This window comes from Anaerosporobacter sp. (genome assembly GCF_031551385.1).
Taxonomy (GTDB): Bacteria; Bacillota; Clostridia; order Lachnospirales; family Lachnospiraceae; genus Anaerosporobacter.
This window is the reverse complement of the sequence record NZ_JAVBNS010000219.1, coordinates 13,148-33,964: the sequence shown is the minus strand read 5'-3', so window position 1 is coordinate 33,964 and position 20,817 is coordinate 13,148. Positions and strand designations below refer to the sequence as shown.

The 20,817-nt window shown below is 35.2% G+C and carries 11 protein-coding genes and 1 riboswitch; of the genes, 10 read left to right on the top strand and 1 reads right to left on the bottom strand.

Annotated elements, in window-relative coordinates; all coding sequences use genetic code 11:
• Nucleotides 1-480 precede the first annotated feature (480 nt).
• The 3 genes from RMR19_RS16865 (at nt 481) to purH (ending at nt 4,606) form a co-directional block, all read left to right on the top strand.
• Complete coding sequence (locus RMR19_RS16865) at nt 481-1,713, top strand: GTP-binding protein (protein ID WP_310604670.1); 1,233 nt, start codon at nt 481-483, stop codon at nt 1,711-1,713.
• 61 nt (nt 1,714-1,774) lie between these two features.
• Nucleotides 1,775-2,719, top strand: a complete 945-nt coding sequence (locus tag RMR19_RS16860) for a TIGR03943 family putative permease subunit (protein ID WP_310604669.1) — start codon at nt 1,775-1,777, stop codon at nt 2,717-2,719.
• A 92-nt stretch (nt 2,720-2,811) separates the two neighbouring features.
• Nucleotides 2,812-2,895: riboswitch (ZMP/ZTP riboswitch) on the top strand.
• A 157-nt stretch (nt 2,896-3,052) separates the two neighbouring features.
• The gene (gene purH, locus RMR19_RS16855) at nt 3,053-4,606 is read left to right on the top strand and encodes a bifunctional phosphoribosylaminoimidazolecarboxamide formyltransferase/IMP cyclohydrolase (RefSeq protein WP_310604668.1); all 1,554 of its coding nucleotides are present in this window, start codon (nt 3,053-3,055) and stop codon (nt 4,604-4,606) included.
• Between the two features lie 214 nt (nt 4,607-4,820).
• On the opposite strand, the gene RMR19_RS16850 is transcribed toward purH, so the two are convergent.
• Entirely contained in the window at nt 4,821-5,021 is a 201-nt protein-coding gene (locus RMR19_RS16850) for a cold-shock protein (RefSeq protein ID WP_073288025.1), read from the bottom strand.
• Nucleotides 5,022-5,386: 365 nt separating this feature from the next.
• On the opposite strand from RMR19_RS16850, the gene RMR19_RS16845 reads away from it, so the two are divergent.
• From RMR19_RS16845 to RMR19_RS16815, 7 genes are all read left to right on the top strand, one after another.
• Nucleotides 5,387-8,329, top strand: a complete 2,943-nt coding sequence (locus RMR19_RS16845) for an insulinase family protein (protein WP_310604667.1) — start codon at nt 5,387-5,389, stop codon at nt 8,327-8,329.
• A 33-nt stretch (nt 8,330-8,362) separates the two neighbouring features.
• Entirely contained in the window at nt 8,363-9,271 is a 909-nt protein-coding gene (gene era / locus RMR19_RS16840) for a GTPase Era (RefSeq protein WP_310604666.1), read from the top strand.
• Between the two features lie 93 nt (nt 9,272-9,364).
• Nucleotides 9,365-9,553 carry a hypothetical protein gene (locus tag RMR19_RS16835; protein WP_310604665.1) on the top strand — a complete coding sequence of 63 codons (189 nt, stop codon included), beginning with the start codon at nt 9,365-9,367 and terminating at the stop codon, nt 9,551-9,553.
• The gene (gene recO / locus RMR19_RS16830; RefSeq protein WP_310604664.1) at nt 9,474-10,238 is read left to right on the top strand and encodes a DNA repair protein RecO; all 765 of its coding nucleotides are present in this window, start codon (nt 9,474-9,476) and stop codon (nt 10,236-10,238) included. Before RMR19_RS16835 ends, recO begins: the two co-directional genes overlap by 80 nt.
• Before the next feature lie 168 nt (nt 10,239-10,406).
• A complete protein-coding gene (locus tag RMR19_RS16825; protein WP_310604663.1) occupies nt 10,407-11,015 on the top strand; it encodes a hypothetical protein in 609 nt (202 codons plus the stop codon).
• A 71-nt stretch (nt 11,016-11,086) separates the two neighbouring features.
• Nucleotides 11,087-12,475, top strand: a complete 1,389-nt coding sequence (locus tag RMR19_RS16820; RefSeq protein WP_310604662.1) for a glycine--tRNA ligase — start codon at nt 11,087-11,089, stop codon at nt 12,473-12,475.
• Between the two features lie 207 nt (nt 12,476-12,682).
• The gene (locus RMR19_RS16815; protein ID WP_310604661.1) at nt 12,683-20,698 is read left to right on the top strand and encodes an Ig-like domain-containing protein; all 8,016 of its coding nucleotides are present in this window, start codon (nt 12,683-12,685) and stop codon (nt 20,696-20,698) included.
• Nucleotides 20,699-20,817: the final 119 nt, after the last annotated feature.

Sequence of the window (20,817 nt, the reverse complement as noted above, 5' to 3'; positions counted from 1 at the left end):
ACTCAATTTATGTTGTGTATGCTTCTTGCTTCACGTACATTAACACAAAACACGCGACACATCTAAGTACTTCTAGGTGTATACAGATAAAATATCCAAAAGTTACGGAAACGCCCTCGATTCGGCATCCTGCCTCAGCTCAGGCTGGCTCGGCGTCCATGCCTCGCCTTTCTAGTTTATACAGCATACACCAAGAAGTACTATAGATATTTCGCTAGTATTTAAAATAAGTAGTAGAATAATGGAATGATAGCATAGTTAGAAATAACAAGTCAAGGTTTCTACGCTAGAATTTGCATATTTTGAGAAGAAGTGCTATAGTATCAATTAGTGTAGTTGTTCAAATTGGAAGAATGTAAAGGACGCATTCTTTGTAGAGTGTTTGTGCCGTTGATGTGGCATGATAAGAAGAGTATAGTTGAATTAGGAGTCTGTATGTTTCATGGATTCTTAAGTTATTGAAAGGAGTACATTTAGAATATGACTAAGATAGACATTATATCAGGATTTTTAGGAGCTGGTAAAACAACTCTAATTAAGAAGTTAATAGAAGAGGCTTTTAAAGGTGAAAAGCTAGTTTTAATTGAAAACGAATTTGGTGAAATCGGTATTGATGGAGGTTTTTTGAAGGAAGCAGGTATCGAAATTACAGAGATGAATTCAGGCTGTATCTGCTGTTCGTTAGTGGGCGATTTTGGGACAGCCCTTCAAGAAGTAATTACAAAATATGCTCCAGAGAGAATTATTATTGAACCTTCAGGGGTTGGTAAATTATCTGATGTAATTAATGCAGTACAAAAAGTAAAAGAAGAGAATGATTCTATTACGTTAAATAGTTTTACAACGGTTGCGGACGTGAACAAATGTGGAGTGTATATGAAAAACTTTGGTGAGTTCTATAATAATCAAGTAGAAAATGCAAGTACTATTATTCTTAGCCGTACACAGGCTACAACAGAGAAGAAGTTAGATACTTGTGTAAAAGCATTAAAAGAGCATAATGAAAATGCAGTAATTATTACAACACCATGGGAAGAGATTACTGGTGAGACAATTCTAAAAGCAATGGAGAGAAAAACTGACCTTGCGAAGGAATTATTAGAAAGTGAAGAAATTTGTCCAACATGTGGACATCACCATGATGAGGAGCACCATCATCACGATCACGACCATGAATGTTGCGGACATCACCATGATGAAGAACATCATCACGACCATGACCATGAATGTTGCGGACATCATCATGACGAGGAGCACCATCATCACGATCACGACCATGAATGTTGTGGACATCACCATGATGAGGAGCACCATCATCACGACCATGACCATGAATGTTGTGGACATCACCATGATGAACACCATCATCACGACCATGACCATGAATGTTGCGGACATAATCACGGTGAGGAACATCACCACCATCATCATGCAGATGATGTGTTTACGAGCTGGGGTGTGGAGACGCCACACAAATATGAAGAGGCAGAGTTAAGAGAGATTCTTGAGAAACTTGCGAATACGGATTCATATGGTATGGTGTTACGTGCGAAGGGGATTGTTCCAAGCACAGATAATACATGGTTACATTTTGACTTAGTACCAGGTGAAGTTGAAATACGTCATGGGGCGGCTGATTATACAGGTAGATTATGTGTAATTGGAGCAGAATTAAAGACAAAAGATATTGAAGAATTATTTCATGTTGGATAAATGAAAAGAAAAAAGAAGGATATATATTCGTTATGTTTTAGAAAGGGGCACATTTCGTATTATGGCTGAGATACCTGTTTATGTGATTTCTGGATTTTTAGAAAGTGGCAAGACTTCATTTCTTACAGAAACAATCCAAGATAAAGATTTCCTAGATGGAGGACTCTCTCTTCTTATTGCTTGTGAAGAAGGAGAAGAAGAGTATGATGAGAAAGAATTAGAGCAATTGAATATAGTGAAGGTTGTAATAGAAGAGGAAGAAGATTTAACAGAGGAATTAATGTTTGAGCTTCAGAAAACATATAAGCCAGCACGTGTGTTAATTGAATTCAACGGTATGTGGAAAGTGGATCGTTTAATCAATGAAGTACTTCCAAATCCCTATACGATTGTTCAGATTATTACGTTAGTAGATGCAACAACATTTGAAGTATATATGAATAATATGCGTTCTCTTATGGCAGAGCAATTCAAGATGACGGATATGGTAATATTTAATCGTACCACAGATGAGACAAATCAATCTTTCTGTAGAAGAAATGTAAAAGCGGTAAATCGAAGAGCGCAAGTGTATTTTGAAGGATTCCATGGTGATGCAATCGAGGAAGAACCAGAAGAGTTGCCATTTGACATCAATGCACCTGTTATAACGCTAGAGGACGAAGATTTCGGACTTTGGTATATGGATGCACTTGATAATTTAGATAACTATGTAGGAAAAACAATTAAGTTTCGTGGTTATGTATATAAACCTGACCGTTTCACAAAAGGAGTATTAGTACCTGGAAGATTTGCAATGACATGTTGTGCAGATGATGTTGCCTTCATAGGATTTATCTGCAAATATGAAGGCGCAGAGAACTTTGTGAGTAAGCAATGGGTTAATGTGACAGCAGAGATTGGGAAAGAGTTCCAACAAGAGTATAAAGGGGAAGGCCCTGTTTTGTATGCGAAGAGTATAGTGTTGACGGGAGAACCAGAAGAGAAGTTGGTTTATTTTAGTTAGACGAGAATAGCAAATAACAATTATATATAATATAAAAATTTCTAATAAATTACGAGCTTGCAGTTTAATAATTTATGTAGTATAGTATCAATAGAGGTTCGTATGACTGGCGGAAAATGGGAGCACCCATAGGGAGTACGAATAATTATATCTAGCCGACCGCCTGGGCAACCACACTATTTTGGTTACCCAGGCGGTTTTCTATTGCAACTCTATAAACCAAACCAATAAACCAAGAATAATTAAAACACGCAAAAGAAGAAGTTTTGGTAAACAAAAGGTGTGGACCTATCGACGTAACAAAATGTATAGTCAAATCAAAGGAGAGAAAACATGAGAGCATTAATTAGTGTATCAGACAAAACTGGTATTGTGGAATTTGCCAAAGAACTTGTAAGCCTTGGTATTGAAATTATTTCAACAGGTGGAACTTATAGTAAGTTACAAAGCGAAGGAATTCCTGCTATTGAAATTTCAGAATTAACTGGCTTTCCTGAATGTTTAGACGGTCGTGTAAAGACATTGCACCCAATTGTACATGCTGGATTATTAGCAATGCGTAGCAAACCAGAACACATGAAACAATTAGAAGACTTGAATATCGAAACAATTGATATCGTAGTTGTTAACTTATACCCATTTAAAGCAACAATCTTAAAAGAAGATGTTACAAGAGGAGAAGCTGTTGAGAATATCGATATCGGTGGACCAACAATGCTTCGTAGTGCAGCGAAAAACTATCAAGATGTTGCAGTAGTAGTTGATCCTAGAGATTATGAAACAGTATTAACAGAGTTAAAATCAGAGAAAGAAGTTTCACTTGATACAAAATTCTACTTAATGCAAAAAGTATTCATGCATACATCAAACTATGATACTATGATTGCAAATTACTTAAAGAATGAAAGAAATGATCATGAACTTCCAGAAACATTAACAATGACATTCGAAAAAGTTCAAGATATGAGATACGGCGAAAACCCACATCAAAAAGCAGCTTTCTACAAAGAAATTGGTAAGAAAGTTGGTTCTATTGCAGATGCGGTTCAATTAAATGGAAAAGAATTATCATTTAACAACATCAATGATACAAATGGCGCACTTGAATTATTAAAAGAATTCACTGAGCCAACTGTAGTAGCTTGTAAACATGGAAATCCATGTGGTGTTGGTAGTGCAGATGATATTGTAGTAGCATGGGATAAGGCATTTGACGCAGATAAAGTTTCTATCTACGGTGGTATCGTAACAATTAACCGTGAAGTAACTTTAGAACTTGCTGAGAAGATGAAACCAGTATTCCTTGAAGTATTAGTAGCTCCAAGTTACCAAAAAGAAGCACTTGAATTACTTCAAACTAAGAAAAACCTTCGTGTACTTGAATTAAAAGATATCGAAGTACCACAAGATAAGAATGCATATGATCTTAAAAAGGTAAATGGTGGTCTTATTGTTCAAACAATCGATAGTGAATTAATGAACGAAGAAGAATTACAAGTAGTTACAGATCGTGCTCCATCTGAAAAAGAAATGGACGACATGAGATTTGCTTGGAGAGTTGTTAAGTTTGTTAAATCAAATGGTATCGCTCTTGCAAAAGATAAGCAAACAGTAGGTATCGGACCTGGTCAAGTAAATCGTGTATGGTCAACAAAACAATCGATTGAACATGCAGCAGAATTAATTGACGAGAATGCAACAAAAGGTGCAGTATTAGCATCTGACGCATTCTTCCCATTTGATGATTGTGTTGAAGCAGCTCATGCGGCTGGAATCACAGCAATTATTCAACCAGGTGGTTCTATTCGTGATGAAGATTCTATTAAGAAATGTAACGAATACGGAATCGCAATGGTGTTTACTGGAATGAGACATTTTAAACATTAATTTTATGTCAATCATATAGAAATAGCAAAACCTCATTTGTTGGATAAAATCTGGCAAATGAGGTTTTTGGCATAAAATTAAGTTGAAAATCGTACAATCATTAATTGTTAAAGAGGCAAAACAAATCAAGTAATATATCGAATTAGAGTAAAAATACAAAAAAAGAGATGGCGAATCAAATTCACCATCTTTTTTTTGCATTACCACGTTGATTTTATAGTTTAACTACGTTAGTAGCTTGAGGTCCTTTGTCACCATCAACAACATCGAATTCAACTTTGTCACCTTCGTCAAGAACTTTGAATCCATCCATTTGTAAGGCTGAAAAGTGAACGAAGATATCTTTTCCTTCTTCATCAGTAATGAAACCGAATCCTTTACTAGCGTTAAACCATTTTACTGTACCATTTTTCATAAATAGTGCCTCCTAATACATTATAGCGGGTAGTATTCCCTCTCAAATTTAGACAAATCACATATCCTTATTGGATAAAGTCGATAGGCGAATTAAAACAAAGTTCAAATTAAGACTGTCGACGTAATGAAAAGCTATATATAATTTACCATAAAAATCGAAAAAAGTCAATTTATCACACTAAAAAAACAATTAAAAAAATTTAAGAAAAGCGTTTAAATAAGGCGTTTTGGTGACAAAATGTAAGTAGTATGCTATAATTTAAGGAAATGGTAAAAAATTATAGTTATGAAGAAATAAGGTAGTTCCATAACATGAAAGATAGGCAAGAATGTTTATCTAAAAACTAGGAGGAAATTGATAACATGTCAAAGAATATAAAGAGCATTGAAGAATTAAGTAGTATGCCACAATATGAAATTACAACATCACAGTCGGTTGAAGAATTAAAGACATTGGGAATTATACTAAAGCATAAAAAGAGTGGAGCTCGTATTGTTGTAATGTCGAATGACGATGATAATAAAGTATTCTGTGTTGGTTTTAAAACGCCGCCACTTGATTCGACTGGAGCAGCACATATTGTAGAGCATACGGTATTGTGTGGATCGAAGAATTTCCCTGTGAAAGATCCATTTATTGAATTAGAGAAAGGTTCTTTGAATACATTCTTGAATGCAATCACATATCCAGATAAGACAATCTATCCAATTGCAAGTTGCAATGATAAAGATTTTCATAATTTAATGCATGTATATATGGATGCTGTTTTCTATCCGAATATCTATAATAAAAAGCAGATTTTTGAACAAGAAGGTTGGCATTATGAGTTAGAGAACAAAGAAGATGAATTAAAGATTAATGGTATCGTATATAATGAAATGAAAGGTGCATTTTCTTCACCAGAGCAAGTACTGTTTCGTTTAATTAAAAAGTCATTATTCCCTGATACTGCTTATGGAACAGAGTCAGGAGGAGACCCAGATAATATTCCAGACTTATCGTATGAAGAATTCTTGGATTTCCATAAGAAATATTATCATCCAGTGAATAGCTATATCTATTTATATGGAGATATGGATATTGAAGAAAAATTAAATTGGTTAGATAACGAATATCTAGCACATTTTGAACAAATCAACGTAGATTCTCATATAGAGACACAAAAACCATTTGCTAAGCCAATAGAAGTAGTAACGAAATATTCTATCTCTGCAGAAGAATCAGAAGAGAATAATACGTATGTAAGTTATAATACGGTAGCAGGCTCTTCCACAGATGCTAAATTGGTAATGGCTATGAAAGTACTTGACTATGTATTGTTAAGTGCGCCAGGAGCACCATTAAAGCAAGCAATACTAGATGCGAATATTGGTCAGGATATTCTTAGTGAGTATGATGATAGCGTTATGCAACCAATGTTTAGTATTATAGCGAAGAATGCGAATGAAAGTGATAAAGATAAATTCCTAGCGGTAATTCAAGAGACATTGAAAACAATTGTAGCAGACGGCATTGATGAAAAAGCATTACGTGCAGCAATTAATTTCTATGAATTTAAATACAGAGAAGCGGATTTTGGACAATTTCCAAAAGGACTTATGTATGGTATTCAAGTGCTTGGAAGCTGGTTATATGATGATACGAAACCATTTGTTCATGTAGAGGCAAATGCAATATTTGAATTCTTAAAAGAAAAGATAGGAAGTGGCTACTTCGAAGAATTAATTCAGAGATATCTAATTGACAATACACATGCAAGTGTTGTTATTGTAAAACCAGAGATTGGATTGACAACAAAAGTAGAAGAAGAGATGAAGCAAAAGCTTGCAAACTATAAAGCAAGTCTTAGTGAAGAAGAGATAAACCAGATTATTGAGAATACAAAAGAATTAACAAGATACCAAGAGCAACCATCAACACAAGAAGAATTACAAACAATTCCGTTGCTTGCAAGAGAAGATATTAAGAAAGAGGCACAGCCAATCTATAATACAGTGAAGACTGTTGAAGACACAACAGTGATACAACATGATATGTTCACAAATCAAATTGCATATATAAGAATCTTGTTTGATGCAAAATATGTGCCAAATGAGTTAGTTTCTTATATTGGATTACTATCATCTGTTTTAGGATATGTGGATACAGAAAAACACAGCTTCTTAGAATTATCGAATGAAATCAATATCCATACAGGTGGAATTAATACATTTATCAGCAATTATACAAAGAAAGAAGAACCTACGAAATTCAAACCAGTAATGGCATTTAAAGTAAAGGTGTTGTACCAAGAGTTAGAAGTTGCTATGAATTTGGTAGAAGAGATTATTCATACGAGTAAACTTGGAAATGCAAAGAGAATGCTTGAGATTTTAATGGAGATTAAATCACGTCTTCAGATGAAATTGAATTCATCAGGGCATTCTGTTGCCGTGAATCGTGCAAGTTCTTACTATTCGCAGACAGCTATGTTTGAAGAATTAACAAACGGAATCTCATTCTATCGCTTTATTGATGGGCTTGTGAATGATTTTGATAAGAAACAAGAGGAAATCTCGAAGAATTTAGAGCAAGTTATGGATTGCTTATTTAGAAAAGATACGGTATTATTAAGTATTACTGCTGATGATGAAGGATATGGTCAATTTGAACCATTTATAAAACCATTCGTAGAGAAATTAAGCGATGCACCGATTACAACCGCATTCGGTAGATTTGATTGCAGCAAGTTGAATGAAGGATTCAAAACAGCTTCGAAAGTCCAATATGTTGCTCGTTCCGGTAATTATAGAGAAAAAGGATACTCTTATATCGGAACATTACGAGTACTTCGCTCGATTCTAAGCTTTGAATATCTATGGAATAATATTCGTGTGAAAGGTGGAGCATATGGAACCATGTGCGGATTTGGCATTGATGGAAATGGATATTTTACATCGTACCGTGATCCAAACCTAACAGAAACAAACAAGATTTATGAGCAGGCAGTAGACTATGTATCGAATTTTGATGTAGATGACCGTGATATGACAAAATACATTATAGGAACAATCAGCAGCGTAGATACACCATTAAATCCAGCGGCAAAGGGTGGACGTTCTCTATCCGCTTACCTAAGTGGAATTACAGCAGACGATTTCCAAAAGGAAAGAGATGAGATTTTATCTGCAACAAAGGAAGATATCCGTGGTTTAGCAGATATCGTTTCAGCCGTTCTTGCGGATAACAACTTATGTGTAATCGGTAACGAGACAAAATTACAAGATAATGCAGATATGTTTGGCGAAATAAAGAGCCTTATATAGAGAAAAAGCAGTGTGAAAGGAAAAAATACACGAATGAGAGAAACGTTTAAATCAGGTTTTGTTACACTAATTGGCAGACCAAATGTTGGTAAATCAACACTTATGAATCAAATTATAGGGCAAAAGATTGCGATTACATCGAATAAACCACAGACAACAAGAAATCGTATTCAAACAGTATATACATGTGAAGACGGTCAGATTATCTTCGTTGATACACCAGGTATTCATAAAGCAAAGAATAAGCTTGGAGAGTACATGGTAACTGTAGCAGAAAGAACATTGAATGAAGTAGATGTTATACTATGGTTAGTAGAACCATCAACATTCATTGGAGCAGGGGAGAGACATATTGCAGAGCAATTAACACGTGTGAAAACTCCAATTATCCTTGTAATTAATAAGATTGATACGGTTAAGAAAGAGGAAATCCTAATATTTATCGATGCATACAAGGATATCTGTAATTTTACAGAAATCATCCCTGTATCTGCATTAAATGGAGAGAACAAAGAGAACTTAATGAAATCAATCTTTGAGCATCTTCCAGAAGGCCCACAGTTTTATGATGAAGATACCATTACGGATCAGCCAGAGAGACAAATCGTTGCAGAACTAATTCGTGAAAAAGCACTTCGCCTTCTTGATGAAGAGATACCACATGGTATTGCTGTTTCTATCGAAAGTATGAAGGAACGTAAGAAAGGCAATATCGTAGACATTGATGCTACAATTGTATGCGAAAGAGATTCTCATAAAGGAATTATTATTGGTAAGCAGGGCGCAATGTTAAAGAAGATAGGAACACTTGCGCGTCAAGAAATTGAAAATCTACTTGATATGAAAGTAAATCTTCAGTTATGGGTAAAGGTTAAGAAGGACTGGAGAGATAGTGATTTCTTACTCAAAAATTACGGATATAATAAACGAGAAATGGATTAATTCGTATAAGGTAGCACAGAAAAGGGCAACCTAATAAATAGAACAGTAATTGTGCTGTTTAAAAAGAACATAACATTAGGGGGCGCTAATAATATGAAGAAAAATAGTTGTTGGTCAGAATTTGCAAAGTCTGGATTTATCGCAGATTATTTGAATTATGTTGCTTGCACAAGTGAACATATGGCTGATACAGAAGAAAATAATGAAGTTAGAGAAGGTGGAGACCGTGGTTTCACCAGTTGCAGTAACGGGAATTGTATTGGCGACGATGCCAGTTGGTGAGTATGACAGGAGAGTGGTTCTTTTAACAAAAGAACGCGGCAAGATAACAGCATTTGCAAAAGGCGCTAGAAAGCAAAATAGCGCCTTGCTTGCGTGCTCACAGCCGTTTACGTTCGGGCAGTTTACCGTATATGAAGGGCGAACGTCTTACCAAGTGAATAGTTGCGATGTACAGAATTATTTTGTAGAGCTTCGTACAAACTTAGAGGCAGTTACGTATGGAATGTATTTTTGCGAATTTGCGGATTATATTACAAGAGAGAATGCAGATGAATCCTTGATATTAAAACTGCTTTATCAATCATTGCGGGCATTAATGAAAGGAACGATACCATATTCTCTGATTCGATACATATTTGAGTTAAAGATTATGACATTGAATGGAGAAGCGGTTCAAGTATTTGAATGTGTTAAGTGTGGGAAAAAAGAGAAGTTAAATGCTTTGAGTCTATCTAGTGGAGGAATGCTTTGCTCGGATTGCCAAACAAAGGATCAACGTGTGATGCATCTGCAAGATTCTACAATCTATGCAATGCAATATATTATTGCATCAACGATAGAGAAGCTGTATACATTTACCGTGTCGGATTCGGTACTGGCAGAACTTAGGTATTGCATGAAACATTACTTGAATATGTATATTGATAAGGAATTTAAGACATTGGAGATGCTTGATATTCTTTGAGAACTATACTTTTAGACGAAAAGAGGAATAGAGTATATGTATTTGAATCGTATCAAAAGTGAGTATGTGATATAAAAAGGTATAGATTATGCATCTTTATAGCGAATTATAGGTTGAAAATAGTGTTCGTTAGGGGTACAATTACAGAGAATAAAGGAGGTGTGGTGAGTGAAGAAGGTTACACTTATATTGGTAGGGATACTGCTTCTTGTAGCAATGACTGGTTGTGGAAAAAACAAAGTTTCTATTACTGCAGAAGATGTTACTACGAATACAATCGTTATTAAAAAAGATAGTACAATCCAATCATCAATCGTAGAAGCGTTTGATAAAGAGTATTACAGCCAAGATGAGTTAGAGGTTTTTATTAAGGAAGAGATAAATGATTACAATAAAAAGAATGGAGAGAATGAAATCGAGATGCATTCCATTCATGTTGCTGACCAAAAGGCAAGTGTTGTATTCAATTATAACGATATAGATGACTATTCCACATTTAATGGAATAGATGCGAAATTGCTTACTACATCACAGGCATTGCAAGATGAAAAAATAACTTCTATGTTAGAGTTTGTAGATTCGAAAAATGGTGGTACCGTATCGAAGGAAACTGCTCTTAGTAATAGTGATGCGATGGTTCTTGTTATTAAGCAAGCATTAGATATTAAAATTGATGGAACGATCTTATATTATACGAATGTTGAAAAAACGGATAAAAATGTATTACAATCGAATGAAGAAAATGTTGCTGTTATTGTATTTTCAAAAAAGAAATAATATTAAGTTGGACAAATATATGATTATCATATAAAATATATAGAAAAAGATTTGAGAGGTTGGATAAGTACATGGAAAAGACAATGGAAAAAATCGTAGCGTTAGCCAAAGCGAGAGGATTTGTGTATCCAGGTTCAGAGATTTATGGTGGACTTGCGAATACTTGGGATTATGGTAACCTAGGAGTAGAATTAAAGAACAATGTAAAAAAAGCATGGTGGAAAAAATTCATTCAAGAAAATCCATACAATGTAGGTGTTGACTGTGCGATTCTTATGAATCCACAAACATGGGTTGCATCAGGACATCTAGGAGGTTTCTCTGACCCATTAATGGACTGTAAAGAATGTAAAGAACGTTTCAGAGCCGATAAAGTTATTGAAGATTATATGGGCGAAAACGGCATTACAATTGAAGGTTCTGTAGATGCGTGGTCAAATGAAGAGATGACAAAATACATTGAAGAACATCAAATTGCTTGTCCAACTTGTGGTAAACATAACTTTACAGATATTCGTCAATTTAACTTAATGTTCAAAACATTCCAAGGTGTAACAGAGGATGCGAAGAATACTGTTTATTTAAGACCAGAAACTGCACAAGGTATCTTTGTTAACTTCAAGAATGTTCAAAGAACTTCAAGAAAGAAAATCCCATTTGGTATTGGCCAAGTTGGTAAATCATTTAGAAACGAAATTACACCAGGTAACTTCACATTTCGTACAAGAGAATTCGAACAAATGGAATTAGAATTCTTCTGTGAACCAGATACTGACCTTGAATGGTTTGCATACTGGAAACAATTCTGTATCGATTGGTTAAAGAACCTTGGTATGAAAGAGGAAGAGATGCGTGTACGTGACCATGATGCAGCAGAACTTTCTTTCTACAGTAAAGCAACAACAGATATCGAGTTCTTATTCCCATTTGGTTGGGGTGAGTTATGGGGTATCGCTGATAGAACAGACTATGACTTAACACAACATCAAAACGTATCAAAAGAAGATATGAGTTACTTTGATGATACGCAGAATAAACGTTATATCCCTTATGTTGTTGAACCATCACTTGGTGCAGACCGTGTAACATTAGCATTCCTATGCGGTGCTTATGATGAAGAAGAAATCGGAGAAGGAGATGTTCGTACTGTATTACATTTCCACCCAGCATTAGCTCCAGTTAAAGTTGGTATCCTTCCATTATCTAAGAAGTTAGGAGAAGGTGCAGAAAAAATCTATGCAGATTTAAGCAAGTACTTCAACTGCGAATACGATGATAGAGGAAATATCGGTAAACGTTATAGAAGACAAGATGAAATCGGTACTCCATTCTGTGTTACTTACGACTTCGAATCAGAAGAAGATGCTTCTGTTACAGTTCGTGACCGTGATACAATGGAACAGGAAAGAGTTAAGATTGCAGATTTAAAAGAATATATTGAGAAGAAATTAGAGTTTTAGGGTTATATAATTTTATAGAAAGCTGCCACATGGAGGAATTTGTGTGGTAGCTTTTTTTGCGTTGTGTATTAAAATAAAGTAGTCTTTTTTCAAGCAAGTAGTCGATTTTATTCATTAAAGAAATCTCAATAATTCTATATAATTGAACTACAGAGCATTCGTGATTATGGGATGAATTCGAAGAATGCTTATGAAAGGAGAAGGACAATGAAGAGAAAGAGGTTTATAGCAGCATTTATAGCAGTTATTATGGTGATGCAATTGGTTGGAAATGGCTGGTTGCCGAAACAAGTGCAGGCAGCTGAAGTTGAACCAATTAAAGTTACAGATTCAAATCAAACAATTGATTTTGAGTCGTTGGATGGTTGGAAGACAACTGGAAATGTCACGATTGTAGATGGGGGACAATCGGGAAAATGTATTAAATTAGGAAAGGATTCTTCAATAGCAATGACTTTAACAGGCATAGAACAGGGAAGCTATACACTTTCTGCCTGGGTAAAGGGGACTGCAGGAAATAATACATCAGTGCTTAAAGTATCCGATACAGGAGCACCAGATGCAGTGTCATTACTTGATACATATTTAGATAAAAACGCATGGACACAGATGGGGCATCGTAATATTCTGGTATATAACGATCAAATTACAATTAAAATCGAATCTGGACAGGCTGAATTGCAGATAGATACAATGGAACTCAAACAGGATTCTGCAGATGAGAATACGATTCTTAATTGGGGATTTGAGAATGATTTGGAGGCATGGAAGACTAAGAATGCCAGTATTGATAAAACACAAGCAGATAGTGGCGAATATGCTGTTAAGATGTATGCAGATGGGGAAATATCTCAAAAGGTAGCAGTAGAGCCAAATACAAAGTATGCATTGACGATGCGTGCAAAAGTTGATAAACAAGATACCTATAAAACGATTGAACACCAAGGAGAATTTGGGAAATCTGGTGAAATAGTAGAAAGAACTTCCCTTGGAAATCGTGTTAATATTGGAGTTCGTAAAACAAATGGGACTGTTTTGCGTCAAGCACCATCAGGAACAGAAGAATATTCACTTGTTACAATTACATTTACAACAGGTGCTGAAGACACAGAAGTAGAAGTTTATGCAAATACAATATATGATGAGAATTATAGAGATTCAATAACAGTTTATAATAATATTAATCAGACAGAGCTTGCAGATGAATGGACAGGCAATGGAAGTAATATGGCATATGTTGATGCATTTGATTTGTTTGTGATACATGATGAAAATTATTTACGTGGAGCAGATGTATCTATGCTATCAACGATTGAAGATAACGGAGGAAAGTATTTTGCTAATGGAGTGCAGCAGGATTGTTTAAGAATTCTTTCTAATCATGGAGTAAACTCTATTATTACAATGTTGATGGTACACGCAGGAGAGGCAGTATGTGACTGGAATACTTGTGCAGATGTATATAAGGAACAGTTAGGACCAAATGGAGAATTGGTTTTAAAACATATGATTACAGGTGGATATTTTGACAAAGAACACACCCTTATGATTGCGAAACGTGCAACAGAACTTGGAATGAGTTATGTACCTAATTTTCAATTCAGTGATTACTGGATGAGTACAGGAAAAGGACATACACCAAGAGAATGGATTGAAATTAATTATGATGGAACACGAAATAATACTGATTTAGCTCATATGCAGGCAATTGTATATAATTATGTTTACGACATTATGAAGGCAATGGCAGAGGCAGATGTTAATGTTGCAGCAGTAAAGCATGGAAATGAGCAAAACCAAGGAATTATCTGGCCAGTTGGAAAGGGACAGACTTCAGATGGACATGTAGCATTGATTACCGCTTCATATGATGCTGTTGCAGATGCATATCCAGGAGTAAGCGGATTTGTTCATTCTAATAATGGATATACTCCTGAAGGAATAACGCAGATGCAAGGAGTGTTAATGCAAAAAGGTGCAAAGATGGATGGAGCAGCATTCTCTCTCTATGGTGGACGTTCCGCAGCCAATATTTTAAGAATGTCTAATTATATGTTAAATGATGCAAGTCTTCGCTATCTTGATTATGTAAATGTAGAAACAGGTTTCACCTTTACAAAACATATGGGAACGGCTAATTCTGCTAAAAATAGTGCAATGGGAATTGCAAAATATTATAGAGCATCATCAAATGGTCAATATAATTGGCTATTGGATTACATACAGGCAGCCCTTGATGTTCCAAATCCTTATGGTCAAACGAGAGGATTTTATTATTGGGAAACAGATTGGATACCTACACCAGGAGCAGATAGTAGTTATGGTTTGTATAATGATATTGATGTAAGAATTATGTTTAATAATGGGGATACAGCAATTAAGGAAATGGGAAGTTCACAATCAGGTAAATCGGGGGATATGATGGATAGTATGTATGCATATCTGATGCGAGGATTGGCAAAGAATAAGGATGAATCGTTACAAACTCCATTAAGAGGAGACTCAGATCAGTATTCTGTTCAGGTTGTAGAACCAACTTCATTAACATATCAACAAGATACGATAACACTTGTTCAAGGAGAAACAAAACGTCTTCAACCAGTGATTGCCCCAATTGATAAGGTACTTACAGACAATTCTATTACATATTCTTCTTCTAATCCTTCCGTAGCTACTGTGACGCAAACTGGATTTGTTCATGCAAAGTCAGCAGGAAGCACGACTATTACAGGTGTTGTAGGAAAATGTACAGCATCGGTAACAGTGACAGTTACAGAAGCTGTTAAGTCACAAGATATAGCAGTAACCGTTAACGGAAATGTGATAAGCAATGGTGCAAATATTGATTCAAAAGCATTGGATAAAATCCAATTGACTGCCTCAGTAAATGGAAGTCAGACTGTAACAGATCAGACAGTACAATATACTTCTTCTAATCCTGAAGTAGCATATTTCTTTGGGGAGACATGGCAGACACCAGATGGAATTATGTATCAGGAGACAGAAAAGACAAGCACAAAAGTACAATTGAATGTAATGGATGCAGGTGACACAACAATTACAATTTCTGCAAGAGATGGAGGAGCGGAATTTAGTTTTACTGTAATGGCTACAAAGACACCAGTAGACACTATTTCGTTAAGTAACACAGTAGCGAGTATTAGTTATGGAAGAAAACTGCAATTAGTGGCAACAGTAACACCAGAAACAGCTACTTTGTATAAGGTGAAATGGACTTCTAGTGATAGCAGTATTGCAACAGTAGATGAAAATGGTATTGTAAAGGGTGTTGGACTTGGAGAAGCGACAATAATAGCAACTTCAGATGATAATCCAAATCTAGTAGCAACGTGTGTTGTGACAGTAACACCAGTAAAAGTAGAAAATATCATTCTTAATAAAGAAACAACTGCTTTAATAACAGGAACATCAGAGTTACTTACGGTTTGTGTGGAACCATCAGATGCAAATAATCAGAATGTGTCATGGAGCTCAGCAGATACAAGTATTGTTACAGTTAATAAGGTAGGAAGGATAACTGGTATTGCGACAGGAACAACACAGATTACAGCAACTTCTGAAGATGGAGGATTTAGTGCAGTCTGTACAGTAATCGTTCAAGACGAAGCAGTTGAGGTAGAAGGAATTGAAATAAGTGAAGAGGAATATTATTTTGCCTCTGAATATTTTTCTGAGAAAAAGACATTGAATATTCCACCTACATATCGTTTAAAAGTAAATGTAATACCAGAAAATGCAACGAATAGTAACATAAGTTGGAGTTCAGATACACCTACAGTTGCAACAGTTGACTCTTATGGTAATGTAACTGCATTAAGCAGTGGAATGGCAACAATTACAGCAACAACGCAGAATGGCGAATTTGTAGCTAGTACAAAGATATATGTACCAATATATAGTGAAGACTTCGAAAATCGTATAGCTAATGATGATACATGGAGTATGGCACAAGGTTTTAAGCCAGGTGGCAATGCACTTGTTGTGGAAGATGGTAATAATAATGTATTATCCGTGGATTGTCGAAGAAGTGGACCCGTTGATCATAGAAAAGTATTAGTAAATACCGTAAAGAGTGATAAAGTACTGGTTTCTTTTGATTGGAATGTGGGGAATTTTGTTGATTCAGCAGGCGGTTATATAACCTTAGCAGATAGTAATAATCAAGCATATATTAGTTTTCAAACGAATACGAATTCAGAGATTTCCTATACATTAGGAGGAAATCTTGTATCAGATAATGTGGTATTTAATGAAGGTATTCCAATAGGAAGTGGATTTAACAAGGATAATACATGGTATCACATAGAGGTTGAATTAAACATGAAAGAAGGAAATGGAACTTTCACAGTGACTTCGCTTGAAGATTCAGCACTTTCTACTACTTGTAACTTCAATTTTGATTCATCGGTTTCGTATAAAGGGGATCTTAGTAGATTTTGGTTCTTTTCGCAATACATGAAGAATCGTATATCAGAATGGCATACTCAAATTGATAATTTTAATATCTATGAGACGGCAGTAAAAGCAAAATCGCTACAAGTTAATGCATCTTCCATTAAATTAATTCCAATAGAAGGAACGTTAGGAGTATCTAGTCAACTTCTTACAAGTGTGATTCCAGCATCGGCATCACAAGAGATTGTATGGTCATCTTCAAATACAAGTTTAGTTACTGTTGGAAAAGATGGACTTGTACAAGCAAAAAAAATCTATCCTTCAGGTACCGATGTAAATGATATTGTGACGGATGAGTGTATCGTTACAGCTACTTCTAAAGAGGATGCTACAATATATGTACAGATACCAGTGGTTATTAGTAATGCACCAAATGCATCAGAGGTTTTTGGAATTAAAGATTCAAATGACAACATGGTATATTCATCAGGTAGCGGTGGAGAAACAGCAGCACTAAAGCCTGGGGCAAGTGAACAATTCGTGCCTGTTGCTACAGGTGGAGATGGAAAAACAGATATTGCAAAGATAAAATGGGAATCAGATAATCCATCTTTAATATATGTAGAAGAAACAACGGGAAAAGTAAAAATTGATAAAAATGCTCCAGAAGGAACAGAAGCAACAATCAAGTTAGAAGCTAGTCTCTATATTGGAGAGCCGTTAGTGGGGACATTTACAATCAGAGTCGAAGGAAATTCTGTTCTTTTACTTGATGCATTAAAAGCAGCAATAGAAGAAGCAAGGTTAGCAAAAACAAAAGAAGATTCCTACTATACAGTGGAAAGTTTTGAAGAATATAAAAAAGTACTTACTTCTGCAGAGAAAGAAGTAAAGATTGCAGAAGAAGAGAATTGGGATAACAGTTATCAGAATTGGATTGACGCTTATATTGTAAAAGTACAGTTAGCGGCAAATGGTCTTACCGCATTAGATTATGTGGAATTAACAGATTTACAACTTTCACTTGGTAATAGACCAATTTTGTTGAATCGAAAATTTACATTACAGACCATCTGTACACCAGAGAATGCAACTGAAAAAATCGCATGGAGTAGTAGTGATGAGGCTGTAATTGTAATTAACAGCGAAACAGGAGAGGCACTTCCATTACAAGCAGGGACAGCAGAAATTACAGCAGTCAGCGAACAAGGTGTAGTAGCAAGTATTCAAGTAACTGTATCAGAATACGATGATTTAACGTCATGGTATGATGAAACAGGTGTTGAAATAACTGGAACAGGTACATTAATTGCAGAAGGACGAGGAGGATTAACGGATCCATTTCTTAATGCAAGAAAAAATATACTTAAGGCAGAAAGTGCAGCAGTGTGGACGACAGGTTCGCAAACCAAAGCAGGCAGTATTATAATTGACCTTGGTGATAATGCAATTCTTTCAAGTATGGACACATTGTTCTGGGCAACTATGTTTTATACAATTGATGTATCAGATGATGGGGAAAATTGGACAAAAGCAGTAGATCATTCAACTTCTGCGGTAGGTACCATTTCAGCAGTAAATGCTACACCATATAAAGATATATTCCCAGATGATACAGTGGCACGTTATGTAAGGATATCTGTGACAAAAGCAAGTAGCGGTTGGATTGGAATCTGTTATCTACGTGTGAATGGTGCATATGTATTGAATCCATCAAAAGTGGATAGTGTTATATGTGATTCAATTTCTATGACAATGGGCGAGATTGGTTTGGAAGAAAAATTACCAGTACTAGCGAATGTGTATATGACCGGTTCCGTTGAATCAGCAACTTCAGCTGCGATTGTATGGAAGCCAGAGTCAGTTGAGAATGCATCTAGGACAATTGAACAAGCTCAAATGGCTGGGAAAGTTGTTGTAGAGGGTTCTGTTATGATTGATGAGGAGGAATATGCAGTAACTTGTTCTGTTCAAGTCGTAAGTCCACATATTGTTCAGACTGATATCGGTAATGCAGTCATTACATTAGAAGAGAATGTCTGTGTATATGATGCTACAGCGAAGAAACCAAGCGTAACAAGTCTTGCATTAGAGGGTCTCTTACTAGAGGAAGGAACAGATTATCTGGTAATTTACCGAAATAATGTAAAGGTTGGTGCTGCAAAAATTTCAATTATGGGAATTAGTTCCTATACAGGAATAATTACCAAAACATTTACAATCAAACCTGCATCTATAGCAGATAGTGTGGTTGTCCTTGAGAAAGATAGCTATGATTATGATGGAGTGAAAAAAGAACCTAAGATAGAGGTGACATTAGCAGACAAATTATTAGTTCAAGATATCGACTATGAAGTGTTCTATGAAAATAACATTGAAGTAGGAACTGCAAATGTAGTTATTACAGGAATAAATGGGTATACAGGAACAATTGGTAAAACATTTAAAATTAAGAATCAAGAGGGAGAGCAGCAAGGAGGAGATGAACAAGAAGAAGGTAAAGCAATTTCAGGTGCTGTAATAAAACTTTCCAATGATTTCCATGTCTATGATGGGAAAGAAAAGAAACCAGATGTTGTGGTTACATTAGGTGATGTAATATTAGTAAAAGATGTAGATTATTCCATTGCATATAAAGACAATATAGAAGTAGGTACAGCAAAGATAATTATTACGGGAATAAATAGGTATACAGGAACAATTAATAAAACCTTTGAAATTAAAAATAAAGAAGGAGACCAGCAAGGAGGAGATGAACAGGAAGAAGGTAAAGCAATTTCAGGTGCTATAATAAAACTTTCCAATGATTCCTATGTCTATGATGGGAAAGAAAAGAAACCAAATGCTGTAGTTACATTAGATAATGTAATATTGGTGAAAGATGTAGATTATTCTATCGCATATAAAGACAATATAAAAGTTGGAACAGCAAAGATTATTGTAACTGGAATAGGAAAATATACAGGCAGTATAGAAAAAAGCTTTATCATTAAAAAAGCAGAGACATCAAAACCAGAAACATCAGAGAGTACAAAGGACACACAGATAGAGAAAGAAGAAAAGATAGAAAAAAAATCACTTTCAAATGCAGAAATGAGCCTTAGCCAAGAAGAATATATTTATGATGGAAAGCATAAGGAACCAGAAGTTACTGTTAAGATGGATGGTGCTGCGTTGACATTGGGTAAGGACTATTTTATAACATATGGAAAGAATGTGAACATAGGTACAGCAAGTGTTACAGTAACTGGTATGGGTAACTATGAAGGAAACATAAAAATAACATTCTCTATTATAGTTAAAAAGAATAGTACATATACAGTGGGGAATTTTGTATATCAAATAGTTAAAGTGAATGCAGATGGAAGTGGAAATGTTACAGTATCTTCAATAGTAAAACAAACAGCAACGGTACAAATTGCATCGACAGTAATCATTGGTGGTAAAAAATATAACATAACAGCTATTAGCAAAGAGGCTTTTCGTGGTGATACAAAAATTAAGAAATTAGTAATTGGAAATAATGTTACATCCATTGGTGATTATGCATTCCAAAAGTGCACAAATTTAACAACAATTACAATTGGAAAGAAAGTCTCCAAAATAGGAAAAGAAGCATTCTCTCAATGTAGCAAGTTAAATAGTATTACGATAAATTCTACCTCTTTGACGACTAAGAATGTAGGTGACAAAGCATTTTCTAAGATTGCTTCGAATGCTAAGATTAAAGTTCCATCTAGTATGAAGAAGGAATATAGTAAGTGGTTAGTAGAAAAAGGAGTCTTGAAAAAGGCAACAATTAAATAAATAGGATTAAGTCGGTTTTTTGCAACTTTTTTGACGTCATTTTTCATTCAATCTAATTGCTGCATCTGGTAGTCTATAAGTGTAGTTTATCAGCTTTGATGATAAACAAGAAAAGACGA